The following is a 19,716-nucleotide window of genomic DNA, read 5'->3' as shown; positions in this document are numbered from 1 at the left end:
ATTTAAGTAGGTGTTGTATTATGATTTGTAGGAATTTTTTTATTTAAAAAATTGAAACGTCTATAGCTGCAAAAATGCAAATATCCTTATCTTCACCTTTACAAATTTCCCTCAAGGATGTTTAGACAGAGTATTTATTTTTGTGTTATTTTTTTGATATCGGTTTTTTGTGGATTTTCTCAAGAAAAGGAAGACCTTCAGGACTTTATTAAAAAAGTTAATGATACACCCGAAAGTTTAGAAAAATTAGATGTATTAGATTCGCTTTCTAAGAGCATACAAAAATTGCAACGTGTAGATCGTGATTTTTATAAAAAATACTATTCAAAGTATGCTTTACAACATATAGATTTGTCCAAAAAGTTAGATAGTTTTGATAGAGCAGCTTCGCTAACATCACGACTTACTAATCATTATCTTCAAGTTATTGGAAAACCGGATTCGGCACTAGCTATCGTAAATAATATTATTAATGATAGTAATAGGATTAAGAAAAGAATTAACCTAGGACATCTCTATATAAAAAAGGCAGGTGCATATTATCAAATCGATAATTTAGAAAATGCTGTTGTTGAGTATAATAAAGCACAAAAAGTATATCACCAAACTAAGGATACCATTTTTGAAGCTGATGCGGTTTACTTTTGTGGTCAGGCTCATGAGCGATTAGGTCATCTCACTCAAGCAGTATTAAAATATCAAGAGGCCAAAGAATTATATGCGCAAATGAAGGATACCGCATATGTGGCTTTTACGGGTTTTGGTATATCCGGTATATTTAGCCAACTCTATTTAGTTGATAAATCTTTTGAAGAACGACAAAGTATCAGAGCTCTATTAGATAGCCAAAAAAATAAAAATTATCGAGCATTAGCAGAACTGAGTATTAATGATGCTCGTGATTTTGTGAAAAAGAAAGAATACAAAAAAGAGGAGAAAGCTTATCTTAAGGCACTTGCTTTTTTAAATAAACAAGAAAAACTTTCTCTTGATAAATTTAGAGTATGGTCTTATTTGTGCGAATTTTATGCGAAACAACAAAAACCAGAAATAGCCGAAGTATATTTTGATTCTCTAAAACTTCATCCTGATATGATCAATAGCCCATATGATAGGATATTTTATTTAAAAGCACTGGGGAGATTAAAAGTTGCACAAGGAAAACATCAAGAAGCTATCCCAGTTTTTGAAGAAGAAATAGAAATATTTAAAAACTCCAAAGATATTAGAGGTCAAGTACCCTTAGAAAAAGAACTTTCGCAGGCGTATAAACGATCAAATGATTTTTCTAATGCTTCTAAACATTTGGAAACACACTTGGTCTTAAAAGATTCTATTTACAATGTGTTGCGGTCTAATAGTTTTATTTACTATCAAACATTGTACGAGACAGAGAAAAGAGATAATAAAATTGCTTTGCAAAAAGTAAATATTGATATGCTCGAGGAAAAAGATAAAGCAAAAAGAAACCTAATACTTTTTGGAGGAATAGGTCTTAGTCTTTTATTTCTATCTGTATATCTATATAGAAATAGAACTTTATTACTACGAAACAAGAAATTGCAACAGTCCTTTTTGCAGGAGTTATTACAAACACAAGAACGTGTAAGTAAACGCATTTCTAAAGATCTGCATGATAGCGTAGGACAAAGCTTATTAATTATTAAAAATAAAGTCACCCGAAATAAGGATACTCAAACGGCTAAGGTAGTTGATGGAGTTATAGATGAAGTACGTTCAATATCTAGGAGCTTACATCCATTCAAGTTAGAAGAACTTGGATTGACGGTTACTTTAGAGAGTAGTGTAGAAATGATAGACGAGAATTATGATATTTTTATCTCGGCAGAGATAGATAATATAGATAAAGTTTTTGATCCAGAACGGGAGATAAATATTTACAGATTGGTTCAGGAAAGCTTTAATAATATTTTAAAACATTCTAATGCCAGATCCGCAGAGATTACAGTAATTAACAAAGAAAATGACGTTGAGATCGTTATTAAGGATAATGGTCAGGGATTTGATGTTTCCAAAGAAAAAGTATCACTTTCTAAAATTGGGTTAAAAACACTTAGCGAACGTTCAAAATTTCTTAGTGCAAGTTTTGATATACTTTCAGAGATAAATAAAGGAACTACATTGATCTTTAAAATTCCAAAATATGCTTAACCCAAGTATTCTTATTGCTGATGACCACCCACTATTGCTCAAAGGTCTTGAGGAGTTTTTGAAAGAAAAAAAATATAATATTATAGCTACATGTATGGATGGTCTCTCTGCGTATAATGCAATTGTAAAAGAAAAACCCGATATAGCCATTTTGGATATCGAAATGCCTAATATGACTGGTATCGATATAGCCAAAAACTGTAAAAGACATCAAATAGATACGAGAGTTATCCTTAATACACTACACAAGGAAAAAAAAATCTTTGAAGATGCGATAAAATATAATATTCATGGGTATCTATTAAAAGAGTTTGCCTTAAGCGAAATTGAGGCATGCATTAGGAGTGTATGTGAGGGTACACCTTATTTTAGCGAAAAAATATATAAACGTTTTATACATTCTTCAGAACAAGAACCCAATATTCAAAAACTAACTTCATCTGAAATTAAGATCCTTAAATATATTGCCGACGAAATGACTAGTACGGAAATTGCTGAGGTTTTAAGTATTTCTGTAAGAACGGTAGAGAAACATCGAGCCAATATCATTAAAAAACTTGATATTGATCAAAAACCTAATTCACTTCTAATTTGGTCTCAAAAGAATAAGGATTCCTTATCTCGATAATAGATACTATAATAATTACGTAGGGCTACGTATGTTTTGGTATGGGTTCGATCTATATATTTGTAGTATCAGAAAAATTACGAATAGAAATTCTTTTTTAGAGTTGAACGCAAAGTAGTAATGAGAACATTTTCGATATATCAAAATCCAATTGAAGGTAAAGTTTATGTGGATCTTATAGATCAAGCTTCTTCGGTATCTTTGAAGGTTCTAAATAAGAAAGGGAAAATTGTTCGAAAAAAAAATAAATTGGCAATTCGAAATACAATTTCGTTTGCTTCATTACCCGAAGGGATATATACCGTAAGAGTAGAAAACGAAAGCAAGGTAATGACTAAAAAATTTCTAAAATTATAAATTTTAGGAAGATTGGGGGAAAAAGGCTATATACTCAAAAAGTTTATAGCCTTTTTATTTTAAGAGAGTTAGACTTTGTTTATCTTCAAAATAGTTTTATGTTTTTTGAGTTGAATTAATCAAGTTGTTATGCATGCATATAATATAATTACTGTTTGTTTTATCAAGATGGTAAGAATACATATATTGTGCGGCAATTCTTATTAAAGCATAATATAACGCACAATACACAATACTTTATTATATGTATACTTCAAAAATATCAGGATTGGGATCATATGTACCTGAAAATGTTGTTACTAATGATGATCTTTCTAAATTAATGGATACTAATGATGCTTGGATTCAGGAACGAACAGGTATTAAAGAGAGACGCCATATCAAAAAAGGAGATGGTAATAGCACATCCACGATGGGGGTTAAGGCCGCAAAAATAGCTTTAGAAAGAGCCAATTTATCTACAGATGATATTGATTTAATTATTTTTGCAACCCTTAGTCCGGATATGTATTTTCCGGGAGGAGGAGTTCGAGTGCAAGAGATGATGAATATGAGAACAATTCCCGCTCTTGATGTTCGTAATCAGTGTAGCGGTTTTGTATATGCTATATCGGTTGCTGATCAGTTTATAAAAACAGGAATGTATAAAAATGTTCTGGTAATTGGTAGCGAGAATCATAGTGGAGGTTTAGACATGTCTACAAGAGGAAGGGGAGTATCAGTTATTTTTGGTGATGGTGCTGGTGCAGCTGTATTAACTCGAAGTGAGAAAGAAGGGCAAGGGATCTTATCGACACATTTGCATAGTGAAGGAGCGCATGCCAAAGAATTATCTTTAGAAGGACCTAGTACAGATCATTGGGTGCCAGAAATAATCGAAGAAAACCCGCAGGAGAATATTCCTTATTATCCTTATATGAACGGACAATTTGTATTTAAAAATGCAGTCGTTCGTTTCTCAGAGGTTATTAATGAAGGATTACAAGCTAATGATCTTAGTGCAGTAGATATTGATATGCTGATACCGCATCAAGCAAATCTTAGAATTTCTCAATTTGTGCAAAAACAATTTAAATTATCAGATGACAAGGTGTATAATAATATTCAAAAATATGGTAATACAACTGCTGCATCAATCCCAATAGCGCTTACTGAAGCTTGGGAGCAAGGAAAGATAAAAGAAGGCGACCTAGTTGTTCTTGCGGCTTTTGGAAGCGGATTTACATGGGGTAGTGCAATCATAAAATGGTAAAGCGCTATTATATCCATATAATGATATAAAAAAGGAAAACGCGATACTAAGATTAGTATCGCGTTTTATTTATGAATAACTCGGTTATTATTTTTTAAAGGCTAATTCAAATAAATTATAACCATGACTGTACTATATTAAACGGTATTATTTTCAAAGTGTTACAAAAAGTAGCAAATTTTTACATTTATTTAACTTTAAGCCTTTTTTCACCTGTAAAAATATAAATTTAACTAATATATTAATATATTCTTTGTGTATTAACATTTTTTGTGAAAAAAACATAATTAAAGTATGCCTCCGCCAGATTTTTCGTTATTATCTCTACGTTTTCTTGATACTTTTCTATTTTTCCCACTTCCAAATCGATAGGATAAACCTAGATAAACGGTCTGAGTTTCTCCTTGAAATCTTCCACTTTGTGGAAATGGTGCATCACTAGAAAATCGAAACCTCATTGTATTAAAAATATCATTAAAATTAATACTTGCTGTTCCTTTTCCTTTCATGAAGTTATATCTGGCACCTGTATTTATAAAGTAAAAAGGTTTTGTTTTAAACTGTACACCTTCTTGTTCACCTCTATAAAACCCAAATATTTGAAAAGTAAGGTTTTTAGTCGCTTTGAAATTGTTATTTACTCTAAAGTTATAAATAACAGCATCTACTTCTTTAGATATGCCTTCAATAATTCCTTTTTGAGTTTGGCCATATAAATCAAAACTAGCATTAAAATTCCACCATTTGGTAGGTTTGTAATTACTTGAAATCTCGATTCCGTAGGCAGAATTATTATCAAAGTTATCAAAGGTTAATATCTGCCCTTCTTCTACATCAGGGTTTTCTATAAGAGTTTGATTAATTTCATCATTAATCAATCTATAAAATACGCCTCCTGTAATAGACCCGCCTTTTATCCTTTTTGTATAATTTGCCTCTATAGAGTTGGTAAATTGTGGATCAAGTGCTGGGTTACCAATCGAAGTTATTCTTGGCGTACTCCACTCTCTAATAGGGTTTACTTGATTTAACCCAGGTCTATCCACTCTTCTGCTATAGCTTAGTTGATATGTGTCTTTTTCTCCTGATTTATAAGTTAAGTAAGCCGAAGGATATATGGTAAAAATTTCATCTTCAAATACTCTTTCACCGTTAAAAATGGCTTCAACTTGATAGTTTTCTAATCTAGCCCCAACTTGATAGGACCATTTTTCAAAGTTTTTTCCATATGTAGCATATAATGAGTGTATATCACGATCATAACTATATATAGAATTGGGAAATAACGTAGATTGATAATTATTATCTGTTCTTCTTAATCGCGCTTCGTAACCTAATTCTAGTTTAGTTTTTTCTGATAATGGGTTTACATAATCTAAGTTAATAGTTGTATTCTTTCTTTCGTTATCAATAAGATCATTATAATCAGTAAGCGTTCCGGTACCACCAATAAAATTGAAATCATCGTCACTATCACTATCAAAGACATTATAATCTACTTCTAATTCAATATTATGTCCTTCTTTTTTGAAGTCATGTTTATAATCAAAGTTATAGGTGGAACCTAAATTATCGCTATCACTTACTAAGTCTTGCGTGAGGTCATTTTCGTTGTTATCTAAGAAAATTATATCTGTAGTTCCTGATGTTATACCATCAAACAAATTTTGATTAGTATATACCGATACTGTATTACGATCATTAATAAAATAATCTACTCCTACTTTAAATAAATGCGATTTATTATTATCGAGGAAAACGAAATTGGTGAGATAATTTTCATCTTCTCTTAGTACAAAGCCACCATTTTGATTCTTTGTAATGTTTGCTCCATAATTACCATATAGGTTAATTTTTCCGGATCTATAATTTAAATCTATAGAGTTATTAAATCTTGCATTTTTGTCCCAATTAACTCCCATATTAATGTTACCATTAAATCCAATATTACTGTTTTTATGAAGTATAATATTGATTATACCGCTCATTCCTTCAGGATTGTATTTGGCAGAAGGATTAGTAATTAATTCAATTTTTTTAATGGAAGTAGATGGAATTTGTCGGAGTAATTGTGTGGCGCTTATGTTGGTTGGTTTACCATCTACAAGAATACGTACATTTTGATTACCTCGTAGTGCTATATTACCATCTTGATCAACATTAACCGATGGAATATTATTCATTATTTCTGCAGCGGTACCACCCGTAGTGGTTAAATCTTTTCCTACATTAATAACCTTGCGATCAATTTTTTGTTCTATAGTAGTTCTTTCGGCAACTATGGTTACATCATCTAATGCCTGGGCTGTTTCTTCAAGAGTAACAAGACCAACATCTATATCCTTGTTTTTTTTTGAAATTTCTATAGATTGCGAATATGTTGTATATCCTATAAATTGGATTTTTAAGGTATAATTTCCTTTAGGAATATCAGTGATTAAAAAATCACCAGTTTCAGTACTGATTCCACCACTAATAATTTTATCCGATCCATCATTAATTACAACCGTGGCATAAGGAATTGGTTGTTTTAGGTTTTTGTCGATTACCTTACCTTTAATGGTTCCTACTAGAGCTTCGTTTTTTGGTTGAGCGGTGATAATAAGACACCAAAAGGATAGAAAAAACAGTACAATTGTTTTTTGATTAATTGTTTTCATCTGAACGTTTATTTGATTGATTGATATTGACGATATGTTTTTGTTTTATTTCAAAAACATATCGTGTTATAATTGATACGGTGATTAAGCGTATATAAAGACAAGACGATGATGGGTAATTTCTGTTACAAATTATTTTGTTTTTAACATTACATTATAAAAAATGAAAACCGCCTTGTCCAAAGGCGGTTTTCCATAATAACCAAATAGTAACACTAACCATCAACTATGAATAAAATTTGATTATTATAAAGTAACTAACTAACTAAATCTATGAAAAATCATATCTTTATATATGTAAGACGGAGTGCTTTGGTTTGTGTTACACTCTTCAGTTATTTTTAACATTCTGACTTATTTTTTTAACGTTTTTGCTCTTATTTGATCTGCATATGATGCCTAAATTGCCACAAATTGAAATGATTCTATGAGTAAGAAAACATTAGTACTTGGCGCCTCTCTTAAACCAGATCGGTATTCAAATTTTGCGATTAAGAAATTAACTAATCATAAGCATGAAGTTAAGGCGATAGGCCTTAGAGAAGGTGACGTTGCTGGTGTAGTAATTGAAAAAGGGTTACAGGATTTTTCTGATATTAATACGGTTACCTTGTATTTAAATCCTAAAAGGCAACAAGAGTATTACGATTATATTATTGACCTAAAACCCGAACGAGTAATTTTTAATCCAGGTACAGAAAACCCTGAGTTATATGCATTATTAAAAGCTGCAGGTATAGAGGTTGAGATTGCTTGTACGTTAGTCTTACTTTCTACGGATCAATACTAGTCCCAAAAAGGTTAAAAAACCATTGAGGATTAAAATAAAAAACCCAAATTCAAAACCAAACCAAGTAGCACTATTTACACTTATGATATAGGATAAAATAGGGGATAGAATTGCTATAATAGGAACCAAACGATCTTTTACATTAAGTTTGGTAAATAGCCCAAAAGCATACAGTCCTAGTAATGGTCCATATGTATATCCTGCAAACACAAATAATTTTGCAATTACACTTTCATCCTTAATAATATACTTAAAAGCAATAATAACGAGAACGAGAATCAATGAAAACAGGATGTGAATTTTTTTACGTGTTTTTATTTGATCTTCAGGACTATACTTTTTCTCAAGATCTAAGATATCGATACTAAAAGATGTCGTAAGAGAAGTTAACGCACTATCGGCACTACTATATGCAGCGGCTATTAAGCCAAGAACAAAAAAGATAGCAATACCAAAACCTAAACCACTTTTTGTAGCAATAACAGGGAATAACTGATCCTTATGAGCATCTATACCATTTTGAGCGGCATATTGCGTAAGTAATAATCCAAGACCAAGAAATACAAAGTTTACAAAAGTAAGTACTATGGTAAACCAAAACATGTTTTTTTGTGCGTCCTTTAAGCTACGACAGGTTAGATTTTTTTGCATCATATCCTGATCAAGTCCAGTCATTACAATCGCTATAAAAGCACCAGAAAAAAATTGTTTCCAGAAATAATTTGCACTTTTAAAATCATCAAAGAAAAACATTTTCGAAAGATCACTGTCTATAACGTAGCCCAATAGATTAGATCCTTGGATACCAAGATCATCAGCAACATAATATATAGCAACACCAACAGCAATCAACATAAATAATGTTTGCAAAGTATCTGTCCAAACAATAGTTTTTATTCCCGACTTAAAAGTATATAACCAGATTAAAAGAATAGTAATGATTACAGTAAGCCAGAAAGGAACATGTAATGCATCAAAAAGAATTGCCTGTAATACGTTGGCTACCAAAAATAATCTGAAACTTGCACCAACAACTCTAGACAATAAGAAAAAAGAGGCGCCTGTTTTATATGAATAGTTCCCGAAACGCTCATCGAGATATGTGTATATCGAAGTAAGATTAAGTTTATAATATAATGGTAACAATACTGTGCCAATCACTGCATAACCTAAAATATATCCAAATACAACCTGCATATAGCTAAACTGTGAAGCTTCTATCCATCCCGGAACCGAAATAAACGTAACTCCACTAAGCGAAGCTCCAATCATTCCAAATGCTACAATATACCAGGGAGATTGTCTATTGGCCTTGAAAAAAGAATCGTTATCGGCGTTTCTTCCTGTGAAATATGAAATGAGTAAAAGGATTCCAAAATAACCTGCGATTAAAAGCAGGATGTGAGAAGGTTGCATAAATTTTGGTTAAAATGAGTCACCAAAATACAAATTAACTTGAAACTTTGAACTATTTATTTCTTACATCACTTTCTATCACACCATCACGCAATCTGATCACTCGATGGGCGTGGGTCGCAACTTCTTCCTCGTGTGTCACTATAATAACAGTATTTCCTGCAGCGTGGATTTCATCAAATAAATTCATGATCTCTATAGAAGTTTTCGAATCTAGATTTCCTGTTGGTTCATCTGCCAAAATGATGGATGGTTTATTTACGAGCGCTCTTCCTACTGCAACTCTTTGTCTTTGTCCACCAGATAGTTGATTAGGTTTGTGATCCATACGATCTGCTAGGCCTACATCCGTTAAAACCTCTTCAGCGCGAACGGTACGATCTTTTTTGGATGCACCAGCATAAATCATTGGCAATGCTACATTATCTAATGCGGTTGTTCTTGGTAATAGATTAAATGTTTGAAAAACAAAACCGATTTCGTTATTTCTAATTTCGGCTAATTCGTTATCCGTCATCTTACTTACATCATTACCATTTAGAATATATGTTCCTCCTGTAGGAGTGTCTAAGCACCCTAAAAGATTCATTAATGTTGATTTTCCTGATCCAGACGGTCCCATGATAGCAACATATTCTCCTCTTAGGATGTCTAAGTCAATACCTTTTAATACATAAACCGTTTCTTGACCTAATTGAAAATTTCTAATAATGTTTCTGATCTCTATAACGTTTTCCATATGATAGCCTCTGCAATTTTGTCTAAGATACAATATTCGCCTATTTGACGCATTAGGATTGAAGTTGTTACAATCTAATGGTAAAATGTTCTTTAACTTGTTCTTTTCTGAAAAAAATAAAGCCTAAAGCAAAGGTGTTTATAGTAACTTTTACTTTAGGGTGTTTTTTGATTTGGTTCCAAGTATCAGCATTTTTCTTTGATGCATTAATTGCATTAATTACTAATAAGGAATCATTATTGGTCTTACGAAAAAGTTCATCAATGTTTTCAAGATCAATAGTATTTTTCTTTAAATCAACATAAATAAAATCATATTCGTCCTTTTGATCTATGTTATTTGAAATATTAATGGCATTATAAAAAGGTAAGACCTGACTTACAAAGCCTGAAGGTTCTTCGAGCAATAATACCTGTTTATAATTGAAATATGTTAATAAACGATTGAGGAGTTTGGCTTTTTTTAAAGACAATGGGGGAGTGTCATTATTATTTGTAAATATTGCTTTTATAGAAGGGTATGATCGTTTCTCTTGTTTATCGTAAAAACATAATGTAATCAGATTATAAACAAAAGGAGAATGAACACCATGTTGATTGGTAGCCTTAAAAATAAATTTTAAAAAAGATTTAGTTTTGAAGAACATGAGGTGTTTTGGGGTTAGACGTATAAGATATTATGTTCTTTACAATTTATCATTCTTCGATTTTTTCTGAAAGTTCGAACCAACGCATTTCATTTTCCTCAATTTTATCAATAATTTGTTGTAGTTTTTGAGACTCCTCATTAATTTTATCTCCTTCGAGCGTACCTTTCGCAAAAAGACTTTCTATATCTTTTTTTTCGATTTCTAATTTTTTAAGATCGCGCTCTATTTTATTGAACTCTTTTTGTTCATTGTAGGAGAGCCCAGGTTTATTATCTTTTTTCCAGGTTTTCTTCGTTTTTGATTCAGTATTTTCTGACTTAGAAACTTCGGATGGTGTACCGCTACTTTCATAGATCCTGTAATCAGTATAGTTGCCCGGAAAATCTTGAATTATTCCATTCCCTTGAAAAACAAATAAATGATCTACAATTTTGTCCATAAAATAACGATCGTGAGATACCACAAGTAAACAACCAGGAAAATCTAACAGAAAGTTTTCTAAAACATTAAGGGTTACTATATCAAGATCATTAGTAGGTTCATCTAATATTAGAAAGTTCGGATTTTGAATAAGTACTGTACATAAATACAGTCTTTTTCGCTCGCCACCACTTAACTTTTCAACAAAATCATATTGTTTTTTTCGATCAAACAAGAAACGTTCTAATAATTGTTGTGCCGAAATTTGCCTGCCTTTTTTTAAAGGAATGTAATCTCCAAATTCTCGAATGACATCAATCACTTTTTGGCCTTCTTTAATCACAATACCTCTTTGAGTATAGTACCCGAATTTAACGGTGTCACCTATAACAATTTTTCCTTGATCAGGAGCAATTCCTCCAGTGATCATATTAAGAAAGGTTGATTTACCTGTTCCATTTTTTCCGATGATACCTATACGTTCTCCTTTTTTGAAAACATATTCGAATTGATCTAATAGGACCAAATCCTCAAAACTTTTAGAAACTTTATGGATTTCAAGAATTTTACTTCCTAATCGCTCCATGTTGATTTCTAATTGTACTTCATGATCATTACGACGTTTATGAGCGCGTTCTTTTATTTCGAAAAAGTCATCAATTCTAGATTTAGATTTTGTAGTACGTGCTTTTGGTTGACGCCGCATCCAATCCAGTTCTTTTTTATATAGTTGTTTTGCTTTATCTGTGGCAATTTGTTCATTTGCAATTCTAGCCTCTTTATTATTCAGGTAATAGGCATAATTACCTTTATAGCTATATAACTTGCCATTTTCTAACTCTACAATTTCATTACAAACATTTTCAAGAAAATATCGATCATGGGTAACCATAAAAAGGGTGAAATTTTCTTTGGCAAAATACTCCTCGAGCCACTCAATCATCTCTAAGTCAAGATGGTTTGTAGGTTCATCTAGATAAAGTAAATCGGGTTTACTTAATAAGATATTAGCAAGTGCAAGTCTTTTTTTTTGACCCCCAGAAAGATCTCCTACTTTTTTATCTAAATCATCTAATTTTAGTTTAAAAAGTATTTGTTTGTATTGAGTTTCAAAATCCCATGCATTAAAAGCATCCATTTGTTCAAACGCTTTTTGATAATTTTCTGCATCATCAGGATTTTGTAACGCCTTTTCATAGGCATTAATAATCTGCAGTGTTTCATTATCCGATGCAAAAATAGTCTGTTCGATGGTTAGGTTTGGGTCCAGATTGGGTTCTTGTGATAAAAAAGAAACTTTTAAGTTTTTCCTATATACTACTTGACCGCTATCAGGTTCTTCATCACCAGCGATAATGTTAAGTAAGGAAGTTTTACCGGTTCCATTTTTGGCTACAAAACCTACTTTTTGCCCTTCATTAATTCCAAAAGAAATGTCATTAAACAAAACTCGTTCTCCAAATGCCTTGGCTATATTTTCTACAGATACGTAATTCACTTATTAATTTTAAAATTGAGGCAAAGATAAATAGAAATAGATTCTATGAAAGGTTTTAAACGTTCTATGATCTTTCTTTTGAGTACAATTATATATTATTTCTTATTTTTACGTATATTTTGATTACCCTAAATTGAACTATAACAATGCCTATGAATAAATTTTTACTTACGATTGCTATTTTTTGGTGTACACATTTTCTACTGGCTCAAGAGACCTATCTTGATAATTTTGGCACAGTTTCTTACGCTAATAATGACGGTACTTTAAACTGGGCTGGTAATTGGATAGAAACCGAACCTTTTGCTACCAATAATGATCCGGCTGGTGGGTTTATTGCTATTTTAGGAAATCAATTAGATTTTAATTGGATTTGGAGCGAAACAATTACCAGAACTGCGGATTTATCAGGAACTTCATCGGCTATTTTGTCTTTTGATTGGGAAACTCAGACTTTGGATGCTAATGAATTTATGTCTATCCAAGTATCAAGTGATGGAACTAGTTTTACAACATTAGCAACTTTTGGCGGAACTCAAACTGGTACTTTCACTCAAAATATTTCGGCATTCATTTCTGCAAATACTACCATAAGATTTATTAATAATAACAATGATTGGTCTGATGCAGGGGATATTTTTATGGCTGATGATGTACAAATAGAAGTTATATTAATTGATGCGGCACCAGTTATAAGTGTTACGGGAGATCAACTTTTTTGCCCTAATGCAACAAATTCTATCCCTGTTGTCCAAACGGTTAGTATTACAGATGCTGATGATACACAATTAGATCAGTTAACAATACAAATTTCTACAGGGTATCAAAACGGACAAGATTTACTAACATTAACAGGATCTCATCCAAATATTACAGATACTTGGGATGTTACCGAGGGAAGATTAACCTTAGCAGGTCCAGCCACCTTAGCCGAGTTCGAAGCAGCAGTCCTAGCAGTTACTTTTTCTTCTACTCCACCAGCTGTTAGTGTGCTGAGAGAATTTTCTGTTGTATTAGGTACTCCTTTGTTTTTGCCAGAAACGGGACATTATTATGAGTTTATACCTTCTTTAGGTATCAGATGGGATGATGCAAGAGACGAGGCAGCGTTAAGGACATTTTTTGGCTTTCAAGGATATTTAACAACCCTTACTAGTGCTATAGAGGCAGCTTTTGCAGGAGATCAGATAACAGGAACCGGATGGATAGGGGCAAGTGATAATTTTGGAACAGGAGAAGGTGATTGGCGCTGGGAAACCGGCCCCGAGGCAGGAACGTCATTTTGGATAGGAAATCAAACAGGTACTGTGGTGCTTGGCGAATTTGCATTTTGGAATACTGGAGAGCCTAACAATGTTGGTGCTGGTGGAGAACATTATGCACATATCACTGATGACACAATTGGTATTCAAAATTCTTGGAACGATTTACCAATTGCAGGTGGAGGTGGAGCCTATCAAGCTCAAGGATATATTGTTGAATATGGCGGACTTCCTGGAGATCCTGTACTTCAAATTTCTGGTGTAACCCAATTAAGAATAAGTTGTTCCGTAATAACCAATAGAACAAAAACCTATCGAGTGAATTATTGATAGCGTACCGATGTATATCAAACAGTTTATGGCTTTGCTATTTTTTGTTTACGCCGAGTTACCGAAAATAAAAAGATAAAAACTGCCAAGAAAATAGAAATTCTCGCAATATAATCTCCAGCTTTCACATAAAAAGTGACCTTGTCATTAGTTTTTAATGTTCCTTTTAGGACTCCTTGTTTTTCATAACCTAATGAAGAAACTACTGTACCTGTTTGATTTATTATTGCAGAGATACCAGTATTTGCGCTACGAGCAATACTTCTTCGGGTTTCAATGGCTCTTAATTTGGCAAAAGAGAGATGTTGTCTATGCCCTTGTGTATTACCCCACCAAGCATCATTAGTTATTATGGATAAAAAATCAGCTCCGTTTTTCACATAACCAGTTGTAAACTCACCATAGATACTTTCGTAACATATCATTGTTCCAACACCTGTACTATCTTGGGTAAAGAAAACTTCACGATTTTCTTGCGTTGTTTTTTTGGCTACAGTCCCTCCAAGATCAATCATGACATCTCCAAGAATTGGTTTGAGAATACTTTGATAAGGGAAATTCTCAACACCTACGACTAATTTACTTTTGTGATATAACTCATTAGTTCCGTTTGGACGGACAAAAAAAGCAGAATTATAATCGTCATAAAAGAGGTTTTCTCTGTGAATATTTGTTTGTGGCCTTATTCTTGACGGATCATTGAATACATCAATTAATGAAATTCCTGAAAGAAAATGCGCATTGGGATAGATTCGTAAAATATTTTCAGCTGTTTTTTTTGCAGTAGAATTTGAAAATTGATGCAGTCTATTGTTGTCTGCAAAAACAGTTTCTGGAGCAATAATAAAATCAGTGTTATCTGTTATTTCTGAATTTGTTAATGTAGTTAATAATTCACCAACGCGTTTATCTGAAGTATTGTATTTTTCGGTATACGGATTGATATTAGGTTGCAAGAGGAGCACTTCAATCTCCTTTCCTTTTTCTGTATAGGTTTTTAAAATAATAACAGAAATAAGTATTGGGATTAAGATTAATAATCCATTTCGAATAGCTGACCGATATAAAATAGTTTTGTCTTTGTGTTCTATAAAAAGTAAAACACTTTTAAAAATTCCAATATTTACAATCCAGATCCATAAAGTTCCTCCAAAGGTTCCGGTATACTCATACCATTGTATCCAAGAAGAAAAACTAGCAAACCCATTACCCAAATTAAGCCAAGGCCAGGATACTTGCCATTCTAGATGAAGATATTCATAACTCATCCAAAAACAAGCTAGAAATATTGTGCTAATGGTAAAGTTTGTTTTTTTAGCAACGACATGATAGGTCCAAAAAACAATGGTCATCATAAGTGTGTTAACAATTTCGGCAACCCACATACCAAATGCTGAGGAATTATATATCCACCATGTTGTTATGATGTTCCATATAAAGAAAGAAAGAAATGCAAGTCCAAAAATTGTTATTTTGCTTCGCTTTTTATACCGAATATTATATTCGATAACTAAGAGAGGTACAAAACCAAAAAATAGAAATAACGGAAAGCCATAGGTTGGCCAGCTTACGGCTAAGAGTAATCCGGAAAGGATAGCCAATAGAATATTTTTCATAGTAGAGATATACACTATATAGAATAACGAAAATAAACTTATTTAGTTACAAATTATAAAATAGTATACTTCTTTTTTGTTAAGGATATAATGTCATATTTTAAATCTTGATTAATAGACCAAAATAGTTTGCTATTTTTACACAAAATCAGAATTCATGTGGATTAAAAAACAAATTCCAAATAGTATAACACTACTAAATCTTTTTTGTGGTTGTATTGCAGTAATCTTTGCAGTTAACGGCAATCTTGAGTTTGCAGCTTTTTTCGTAATCTTAGGTATTGGATTTGATTTTTTTGATGGTTTTGCGGCTCGAATACTAAATGCCCAAAGTGATTTAGGACTTCAATTAGATTCTTTGGCAGATATGGTTACAAGTGGTGTAGTACCTGGTATTGTTATGTATCAATTATTATCGCAAGTATTTGGTAAACCGTTTTATGTGACTCCAGGTTCTTGGGAAACTAATCAAATTTTAATGAGTTTTGATTGGTCTTATGTATCCTTATTAGGACTTTTGATCACATTAGCTTCAGCCTATAGATTAGCAAAGTTTAATATTGACACAAGACAAACCTCTTCATTTATTGGATTACCTACGCCAGCAAATACGTTGTTAATTATTAGTTTACCGTTAATTTTGAAGTTTCAGCATGAAGCCTTTGTATCAGAATTGATCTTGAACAAATGGTTTTTGATAGGGACTACTCTGGTAAGCTGTTATCTGTTAAATGCCGAAATTCCGTTATTCGCATTAAAATTTAAAACCTGGGGGTTTAAAGAAAATAAAATTCGATATATCTTCTTACTTATTACTGCAATCCTAATTATAGTATTACAGTTTGTTGCGATACCCTTAATTATAATCCTGTATATCCTGATATCACTATTCTGGAGAGATAAAAATAGTAACGGTGTCTAGTATTTATTGATTAAAATCTATTTTCTTTTTTCTTAATTCAAAGTTTTGTCCTAGATATACTTTACGTACCATCTCATCTTCGGCTAATTCTTCTGGTTTTCCTGCTTTTAAAATACTTCCTTCAAACATTAAATATGTTCTGTCGGTTATGGCCAATGTTTCTTGAACATTATGATCTGTTATTAAGATACCAATATTCTTATTTTTTAATTGGGCTACAATACGTTGAATATCCTCAACTGCTACTGGATCTACGCCGGCAAAAGGTTCATCTAAAAGAATAAAGTTGGGGTCGGTTGCTAATGCTCTGGCTATTTCAGTTCGACGACGCTCACCACCACTTAATAAATCACCACGGTTTTTACGAATATGACCTAATCCAAATTCCTCAATCAGGGCCTCCATTTTGTCAAGTTGTTCTTGTTTAGAAAGGCTCGTAAGCTGTAAGACACTTAAGATGTTATCCTCTATACTTAATTTTCTAAAAACCGATGCTTCTTGTGCCAAATAACCGATACCATTTTGGGCACGTTTATACATAGGGTATTTGGTAATGTCTGTGCTTTCTAATGAAATTTTTCCTCCATTAGGTTTCACTAACCCCACAATCATATAAAAAGAAGTCGTTTTACCAGCTCCATTAGGGCCTAATAACCCAACGATTTCTCCTTGATTTACCTCTAGAGATATACCTTTTACTACTTTTCGACCTTTATAAGACTTTACTAGATTGTCTGCTTTTAACTTCATAATAGAATGACTTCTTTATCATTGGGGTGTTGCTATAACGTATCGATAAATGTACATTATTCTTTTAAAACTTGATATTTTAATTTTGTGATGCTTTTTCTTCTAAAGCATCCCAAAATTCGTATGCTCTACGTAAATGCGGAATTACGATCGTACCTCCAACCAAAGTGGCAATACTAAGAGCTTCAGCTACTTCTTCCTTGGTCATTCCTTCTTTATGACATGTTTCGAGATGATAACGAACACAGTCATCACAGCGTAATACGGCAGAAGCAACCAACCCTAGTAATTCTTTTGTTTTAACATTCAAAGCCCCTTCCATAAAGGCATTGGTGTCTAGATTAAATATTCTTTTGATTACTTTATTGTTGTCTTCAAGAATACGAGAATTCATTTTTTCTCTGTAGGCATTAAATTCATCTACTATATTGCTCATTATGCTTGATTTTGTAGTTTTTTCTTTTCTTTTTTAATTACAATTTTCGAAATAAAGATACTTACCTCATATAATATTAAAATAGGAATTGCAACGATTACTTGGCTTGCTATATCAGGTGGGGTAATTATAGCTGATAAAATTAGTACAATTACTAATGCAAATTTTCGATATTTTTTTAAGAATTCTGGAGTGACGAGCCCTATTTTGGTGAGGAAAAACATGATTACAGGTAACTCAAAAATTAATCCACAGGCAATTACAGCCGCACGAACCAATGCAATATAACTATCAATATCAAATTCATTAAGTACTTCTTTGCTTACTTGGTATCCTCCTAAGAAATTAATTGAAAGTGGAGTGATTACATAATATCCAAAAAGTACACCTAAGAAAAACAACCAAGAACAGATAATGATAAACCCTTTTGAATATTTTTTCTCATTATCATATAGTGCAGGAGCCAGGAATTTCCAGAATTCGTATAAAACATATGGGAAAGCAATAATAAAACCAGCTGTTATAGATGTCCAAATATGTACCGAAAATTGACCTGCTACTTTTCTACTTTGCACACTAAATGGAAGCTCTTTAAAACACAAACTTTCGTTTAAACCAAGAAATTTAGATAAGTTGCATAACCCTTTATATGTTGGGAAATCAGGTTTTTTGGGTCCAAAAATAATGACATCAAAAATGAACTCTTTTGCAATAAATGCTGCAACTCCAGCAATAAGAATTGCCAAAGTAGCTCTAATAAGGTGCCAGCGTAACTCTTCTAGATGGTCCAGAAAAGACATCGATTGAGGGTTTCTTTGATCAGATCCTGCCATTATAAAATACCTTCTCTAATTAGATCATGAATATGTAATAAACCTGCATAATTTCCATTATCCTCTGCTAGCAATTGAGATATTGAATTTCCTTCTAAAACCTCAAGAGCATCAACGGCCATTGCATCGTTATTGATTTGCTTAGGATTTGCAGACATAATGTCTTTGGCAGTTAACCCTTCAAAAGAAGTATTAGTGGTTAACATTCTACGCAAATCTCCATCCGTAATAATTCCTAAAATGGTTCCGTTTTCTGTAACAGCAGTGGCACCAAGTCTTTTTTCTGTCATTTCTACAATTACTGTATTTATATTGGCGTTGGGTGCTACTTGTGGCTTTTCATTACTCGAAGTAATATCACTTACTCGCAAGTATAATTTTTTTCCTAATGCTCCTCCCGGATGATATTTTGCAAAATCACGACTAGAAAATCCTTGCAAATGTAGTAAACAAACGGCCAAGGCATCGCCCATAACCAGTTGAGCTGTAGTACTTGTGGTGGGTGCTAGATTATTTGGGCAAGCTTCTTTATCTACATAAGCATGTAATATATGATCAGCTTCTTTACCCAAAAAGGAATCTTTATTAGCAGTAATACCTATGAGAGGGTTTTTGAAATTCTTAATTAATGGAACCAGTACTTTTATTTCGGGTGTGTTACCACTTTTAGAAATGCAAATTACCACATCATCTTTAAGGATATTTCCTAAATCCCCATGAATAGCATCTGCAGCGTGCATAAAAACTGCAGGAGTTCCTGTAGAATTCATAGTGGCTACAATTTTAGTAGCTATAATAGCACTTTTACCTATACCGGTAATTATAACTCTACCTTTAGAGTTTTGTATGGTTTTAACTGCCTCCGAAAATTCTTCATCAATAAGTTCTTCTAGATAGGCAATCGCTTGGGCTTCTTCTGCTATTGTTTTTTTAGCATAAGAGATTATAGTATCTTGGGTATTCAAAATTTAAAAAATTTGCGTGTT

Annotated in this window: 17 protein-coding genes; 7 read left to right on the top strand and 10 right to left on the bottom strand. The window is 32.5% G+C overall.

Annotated features, from left to right (window positions below; all coding sequences use genetic code 11):
• The first annotated feature begins 117 nt into the window (after nt 1-117).
• From DK508_RS09690 to DK508_RS09675, 4 genes are all read left to right on the top strand, one after another.
• Nucleotides 118-2,172, top strand: coding sequence for an ATP-binding protein (locus tag DK508_RS09690; RefSeq protein WP_109300541.1), 2,055 nt, complete (start codon nt 118-120; stop codon nt 2,170-2,172).
• The gene (locus DK508_RS09685; protein WP_109300540.1) at nt 2,165-2,800 is read left to right on the top strand and encodes a response regulator transcription factor; all 636 of its coding nucleotides are present in this window, start codon (nt 2,165-2,167) and stop codon (nt 2,798-2,800) included. The genes DK508_RS09690 and DK508_RS09685 overlap by 8 nt, the downstream gene beginning before the upstream one ends.
• 120 nt (nt 2,801-2,920) lie before the next feature.
• A complete protein-coding gene (locus DK508_RS09680; RefSeq protein WP_109300539.1) occupies nt 2,921-3,157 on the top strand; it encodes a T9SS type A sorting domain-containing protein in 237 nt (78 codons plus the stop codon).
• Nucleotides 3,158-3,401: 244 nt separating this feature from the next.
• Entirely contained in the window at nt 3,402-4,409 is a 1,008-nt protein-coding gene (locus tag DK508_RS09675; protein ID WP_109300538.1) for a 3-oxoacyl-ACP synthase III family protein, read from the top strand.
• Nucleotides 4,410-4,696: 287 nt separating this feature from the next.
• Here DK508_RS09675 and DK508_RS09670 read toward each other — a convergent pair whose 3' ends face one another.
• A complete protein-coding gene (locus tag DK508_RS09670) occupies nt 4,697-7,069 on the bottom strand; it encodes a TonB-dependent receptor domain-containing protein (RefSeq protein ID WP_109300537.1) in 2,373 nt (790 codons plus the stop codon).
• A gap of 427 nt (nt 7,070-7,496) precedes the next feature.
• Between DK508_RS09670 and DK508_RS09665 the strand changes: the two genes are divergently transcribed.
• Entirely contained in the window at nt 7,497-7,859 is a 363-nt protein-coding gene (locus DK508_RS09665; RefSeq protein ID WP_109300536.1) for a CoA-binding protein, read from the top strand.
• Here the strand turns inward: DK508_RS09665 and DK508_RS09660 are convergent.
• The 4 genes from DK508_RS09660 to DK508_RS09645 form a co-directional block, all read right to left on the bottom strand.
• On the bottom strand, nt 7,836-9,275 hold the full coding sequence (locus tag DK508_RS09660) for a sodium:solute symporter (protein WP_109300535.1): 1,440 nt from the start codon (nt 9,273-9,275) through the stop codon (nt 7,836-7,838). The genes DK508_RS09665 and DK508_RS09660 overlap by 24 nt on opposite strands.
• 52 nt (nt 9,276-9,327) lie before the next feature.
• Nucleotides 9,328-10,014, bottom strand: coding sequence for an ABC transporter ATP-binding protein (locus DK508_RS09655; RefSeq protein WP_109300534.1), 687 nt, complete (start codon nt 10,012-10,014; stop codon nt 9,328-9,330).
• A gap of 67 nt (nt 10,015-10,081) precedes the next feature.
• On the bottom strand, nt 10,082-10,660 hold the full coding sequence (locus DK508_RS09650; protein ID WP_109300533.1) for a hypothetical protein: 579 nt from the start codon (nt 10,658-10,660) through the stop codon (nt 10,082-10,084).
• Between the two features lie 49 nt (nt 10,661-10,709).
• Nucleotides 10,710-12,581, bottom strand: coding sequence for an ABC-F family ATP-binding cassette domain-containing protein (locus DK508_RS09645; protein ID WP_109300532.1), 1,872 nt, complete (start codon nt 12,579-12,581; stop codon nt 10,710-10,712).
• Nucleotides 12,582-12,733: 152 nt separating this feature from the next.
• Between DK508_RS09645 and DK508_RS09640 the strand changes: the two genes are divergently transcribed.
• Complete coding sequence (locus DK508_RS09640; RefSeq protein WP_160114642.1) at nt 12,734-14,173, top strand: hypothetical protein; 1,440 nt, start codon at nt 12,734-12,736, stop codon at nt 14,171-14,173.
• A 26-nt stretch (nt 14,174-14,199) separates the two neighbouring features.
• Here DK508_RS09640 and lnt read toward each other — a convergent pair whose 3' ends face one another.
• Nucleotides 14,200-15,789 carry an apolipoprotein N-acyltransferase gene (lnt, locus tag DK508_RS09635; RefSeq protein ID WP_109300530.1) on the bottom strand — a complete coding sequence of 530 codons (1,590 nt, stop codon included), beginning with the start codon at nt 15,787-15,789 and terminating at the stop codon, nt 14,200-14,202.
• 163 nt (nt 15,790-15,952) lie between these two features.
• Between lnt and DK508_RS09630 the strand changes: the two genes are divergently transcribed.
• Complete coding sequence (locus DK508_RS09630; RefSeq protein WP_370443839.1) at nt 15,953-16,711, top strand: phosphatidylcholine/phosphatidylserine synthase; 759 nt, start codon at nt 15,953-15,955, stop codon at nt 16,709-16,711.
• A 3-nt stretch (nt 16,712-16,714) separates the two neighbouring features.
• On the opposite strand, the gene lptB is transcribed toward DK508_RS09630, so the two are convergent.
• From lptB to DK508_RS09610, 4 genes are all read right to left on the bottom strand, one after another.
• Entirely contained in the window at nt 16,715-17,461 is a 747-nt protein-coding gene (gene lptB / locus DK508_RS09625; protein WP_109300528.1) for an LPS export ABC transporter ATP-binding protein, read from the bottom strand.
• A gap of 79 nt (nt 17,462-17,540) precedes the next feature.
• Entirely contained in the window at nt 17,541-17,897 is a 357-nt protein-coding gene (locus tag DK508_RS09620) for a carboxymuconolactone decarboxylase family protein (RefSeq protein WP_109300527.1), read from the bottom strand.
• Nucleotides 17,897-18,730 carry a twin-arginine translocase subunit TatC gene (gene tatC, locus DK508_RS09615; protein ID WP_109300526.1) on the bottom strand — a complete coding sequence of 278 codons (834 nt, stop codon included), beginning with the start codon at nt 18,728-18,730 and terminating at the stop codon, nt 17,897-17,899. The genes DK508_RS09620 and tatC overlap by 1 nt, the downstream gene beginning before the upstream one ends.
• On the bottom strand, nt 18,730-19,695 hold the full coding sequence (locus tag DK508_RS09610; RefSeq protein WP_109300525.1) for an SIS domain-containing protein: 966 nt from the start codon (nt 19,693-19,695) through the stop codon (nt 18,730-18,732). Before DK508_RS09610 ends, tatC begins: the two co-directional genes overlap by 1 nt.
• Nucleotides 19,696-19,716 lie beyond the last annotated feature (21 nt).

Source organism: Aquimarina sp. AU474, assembly GCF_900312815.1.
Taxonomy (GTDB): Bacteria; Bacteroidota; Bacteroidia; order Flavobacteriales; family Flavobacteriaceae; genus Aquimarina.
Note: the sequence above shows the minus strand (reverse complement) of the source record. Positions and strands in the feature narration are given on the sequence as shown.

Excerpts from the sequence above, each read along its gene's own strand:
- DK508_RS09665 (WP_109300536.1), top strand. The coding sequence starts at position 7,497 with ATGAGTAAGAAAACATTAGTACTTGGCGCCTCTCTTAAACCAGATCGG.
- DK508_RS09650 (WP_109300533.1), bottom strand. The coding sequence starts at position 10,660 with ATGTTCTTCAAAACTAAATCTTTTTTAAAATTTATTTTTAAGGCTACC.
- tatC (WP_109300526.1), bottom strand. The coding sequence starts at position 18,730 with ATGGCAGGATCTGATCAAAGAAACCCTCAATCGATGTCTTTTCTGGAC.
- DK508_RS09690 (WP_109300541.1), top strand. The coding sequence starts at position 118 with ATGTTTAGACAGAGTATTTATTTTTGTGTTATTTTTTTGATATCGGTT.
- DK508_RS09685 (WP_109300540.1), top strand. The coding sequence starts at position 2,165 with ATGCTTAACCCAAGTATTCTTATTGCTGATGACCACCCACTATTGCTC.
- DK508_RS09640 (WP_160114642.1), top strand. The coding sequence starts at position 12,734 with ATGAATAAATTTTTACTTACGATTGCTATTTTTTGGTGTACACATTTT.
- DK508_RS09655 (WP_109300534.1), bottom strand. The coding sequence starts at position 10,014 with ATGGAAAACGTTATAGAGATCAGAAACATTATTAGAAATTTTCAATTA.
- DK508_RS09670 (WP_109300537.1), bottom strand. The coding sequence starts at position 7,069 with ATGAAAACAATTAATCAAAAAACAATTGTACTGTTTTTTCTATCCTTT.
- lnt (WP_109300530.1), bottom strand. The coding sequence starts at position 15,789 with ATGAAAAATATTCTATTGGCTATCCTTTCCGGATTACTCTTAGCCGTA.
- DK508_RS09680 (WP_109300539.1), top strand. The coding sequence starts at position 2,921 with ATGAGAACATTTTCGATATATCAAAATCCAATTGAAGGTAAAGTTTAT.
- DK508_RS09620 (WP_109300527.1), bottom strand. The coding sequence starts at position 17,897 with ATGAGCAATATAGTAGATGAATTTAATGCCTACAGAGAAAAAATGAAT.
- DK508_RS09660 (WP_109300535.1), bottom strand. The coding sequence starts at position 9,275 with ATGCAACCTTCTCACATCCTGCTTTTAATCGCAGGTTATTTTGGAATC.
- lptB (WP_109300528.1), bottom strand. The coding sequence starts at position 17,461 with ATGAAGTTAAAAGCAGACAATCTAGTAAAGTCTTATAAAGGTCGAAAA.
- DK508_RS09675 (WP_109300538.1), top strand. The coding sequence starts at position 3,402 with ATGTATACTTCAAAAATATCAGGATTGGGATCATATGTACCTGAAAAT.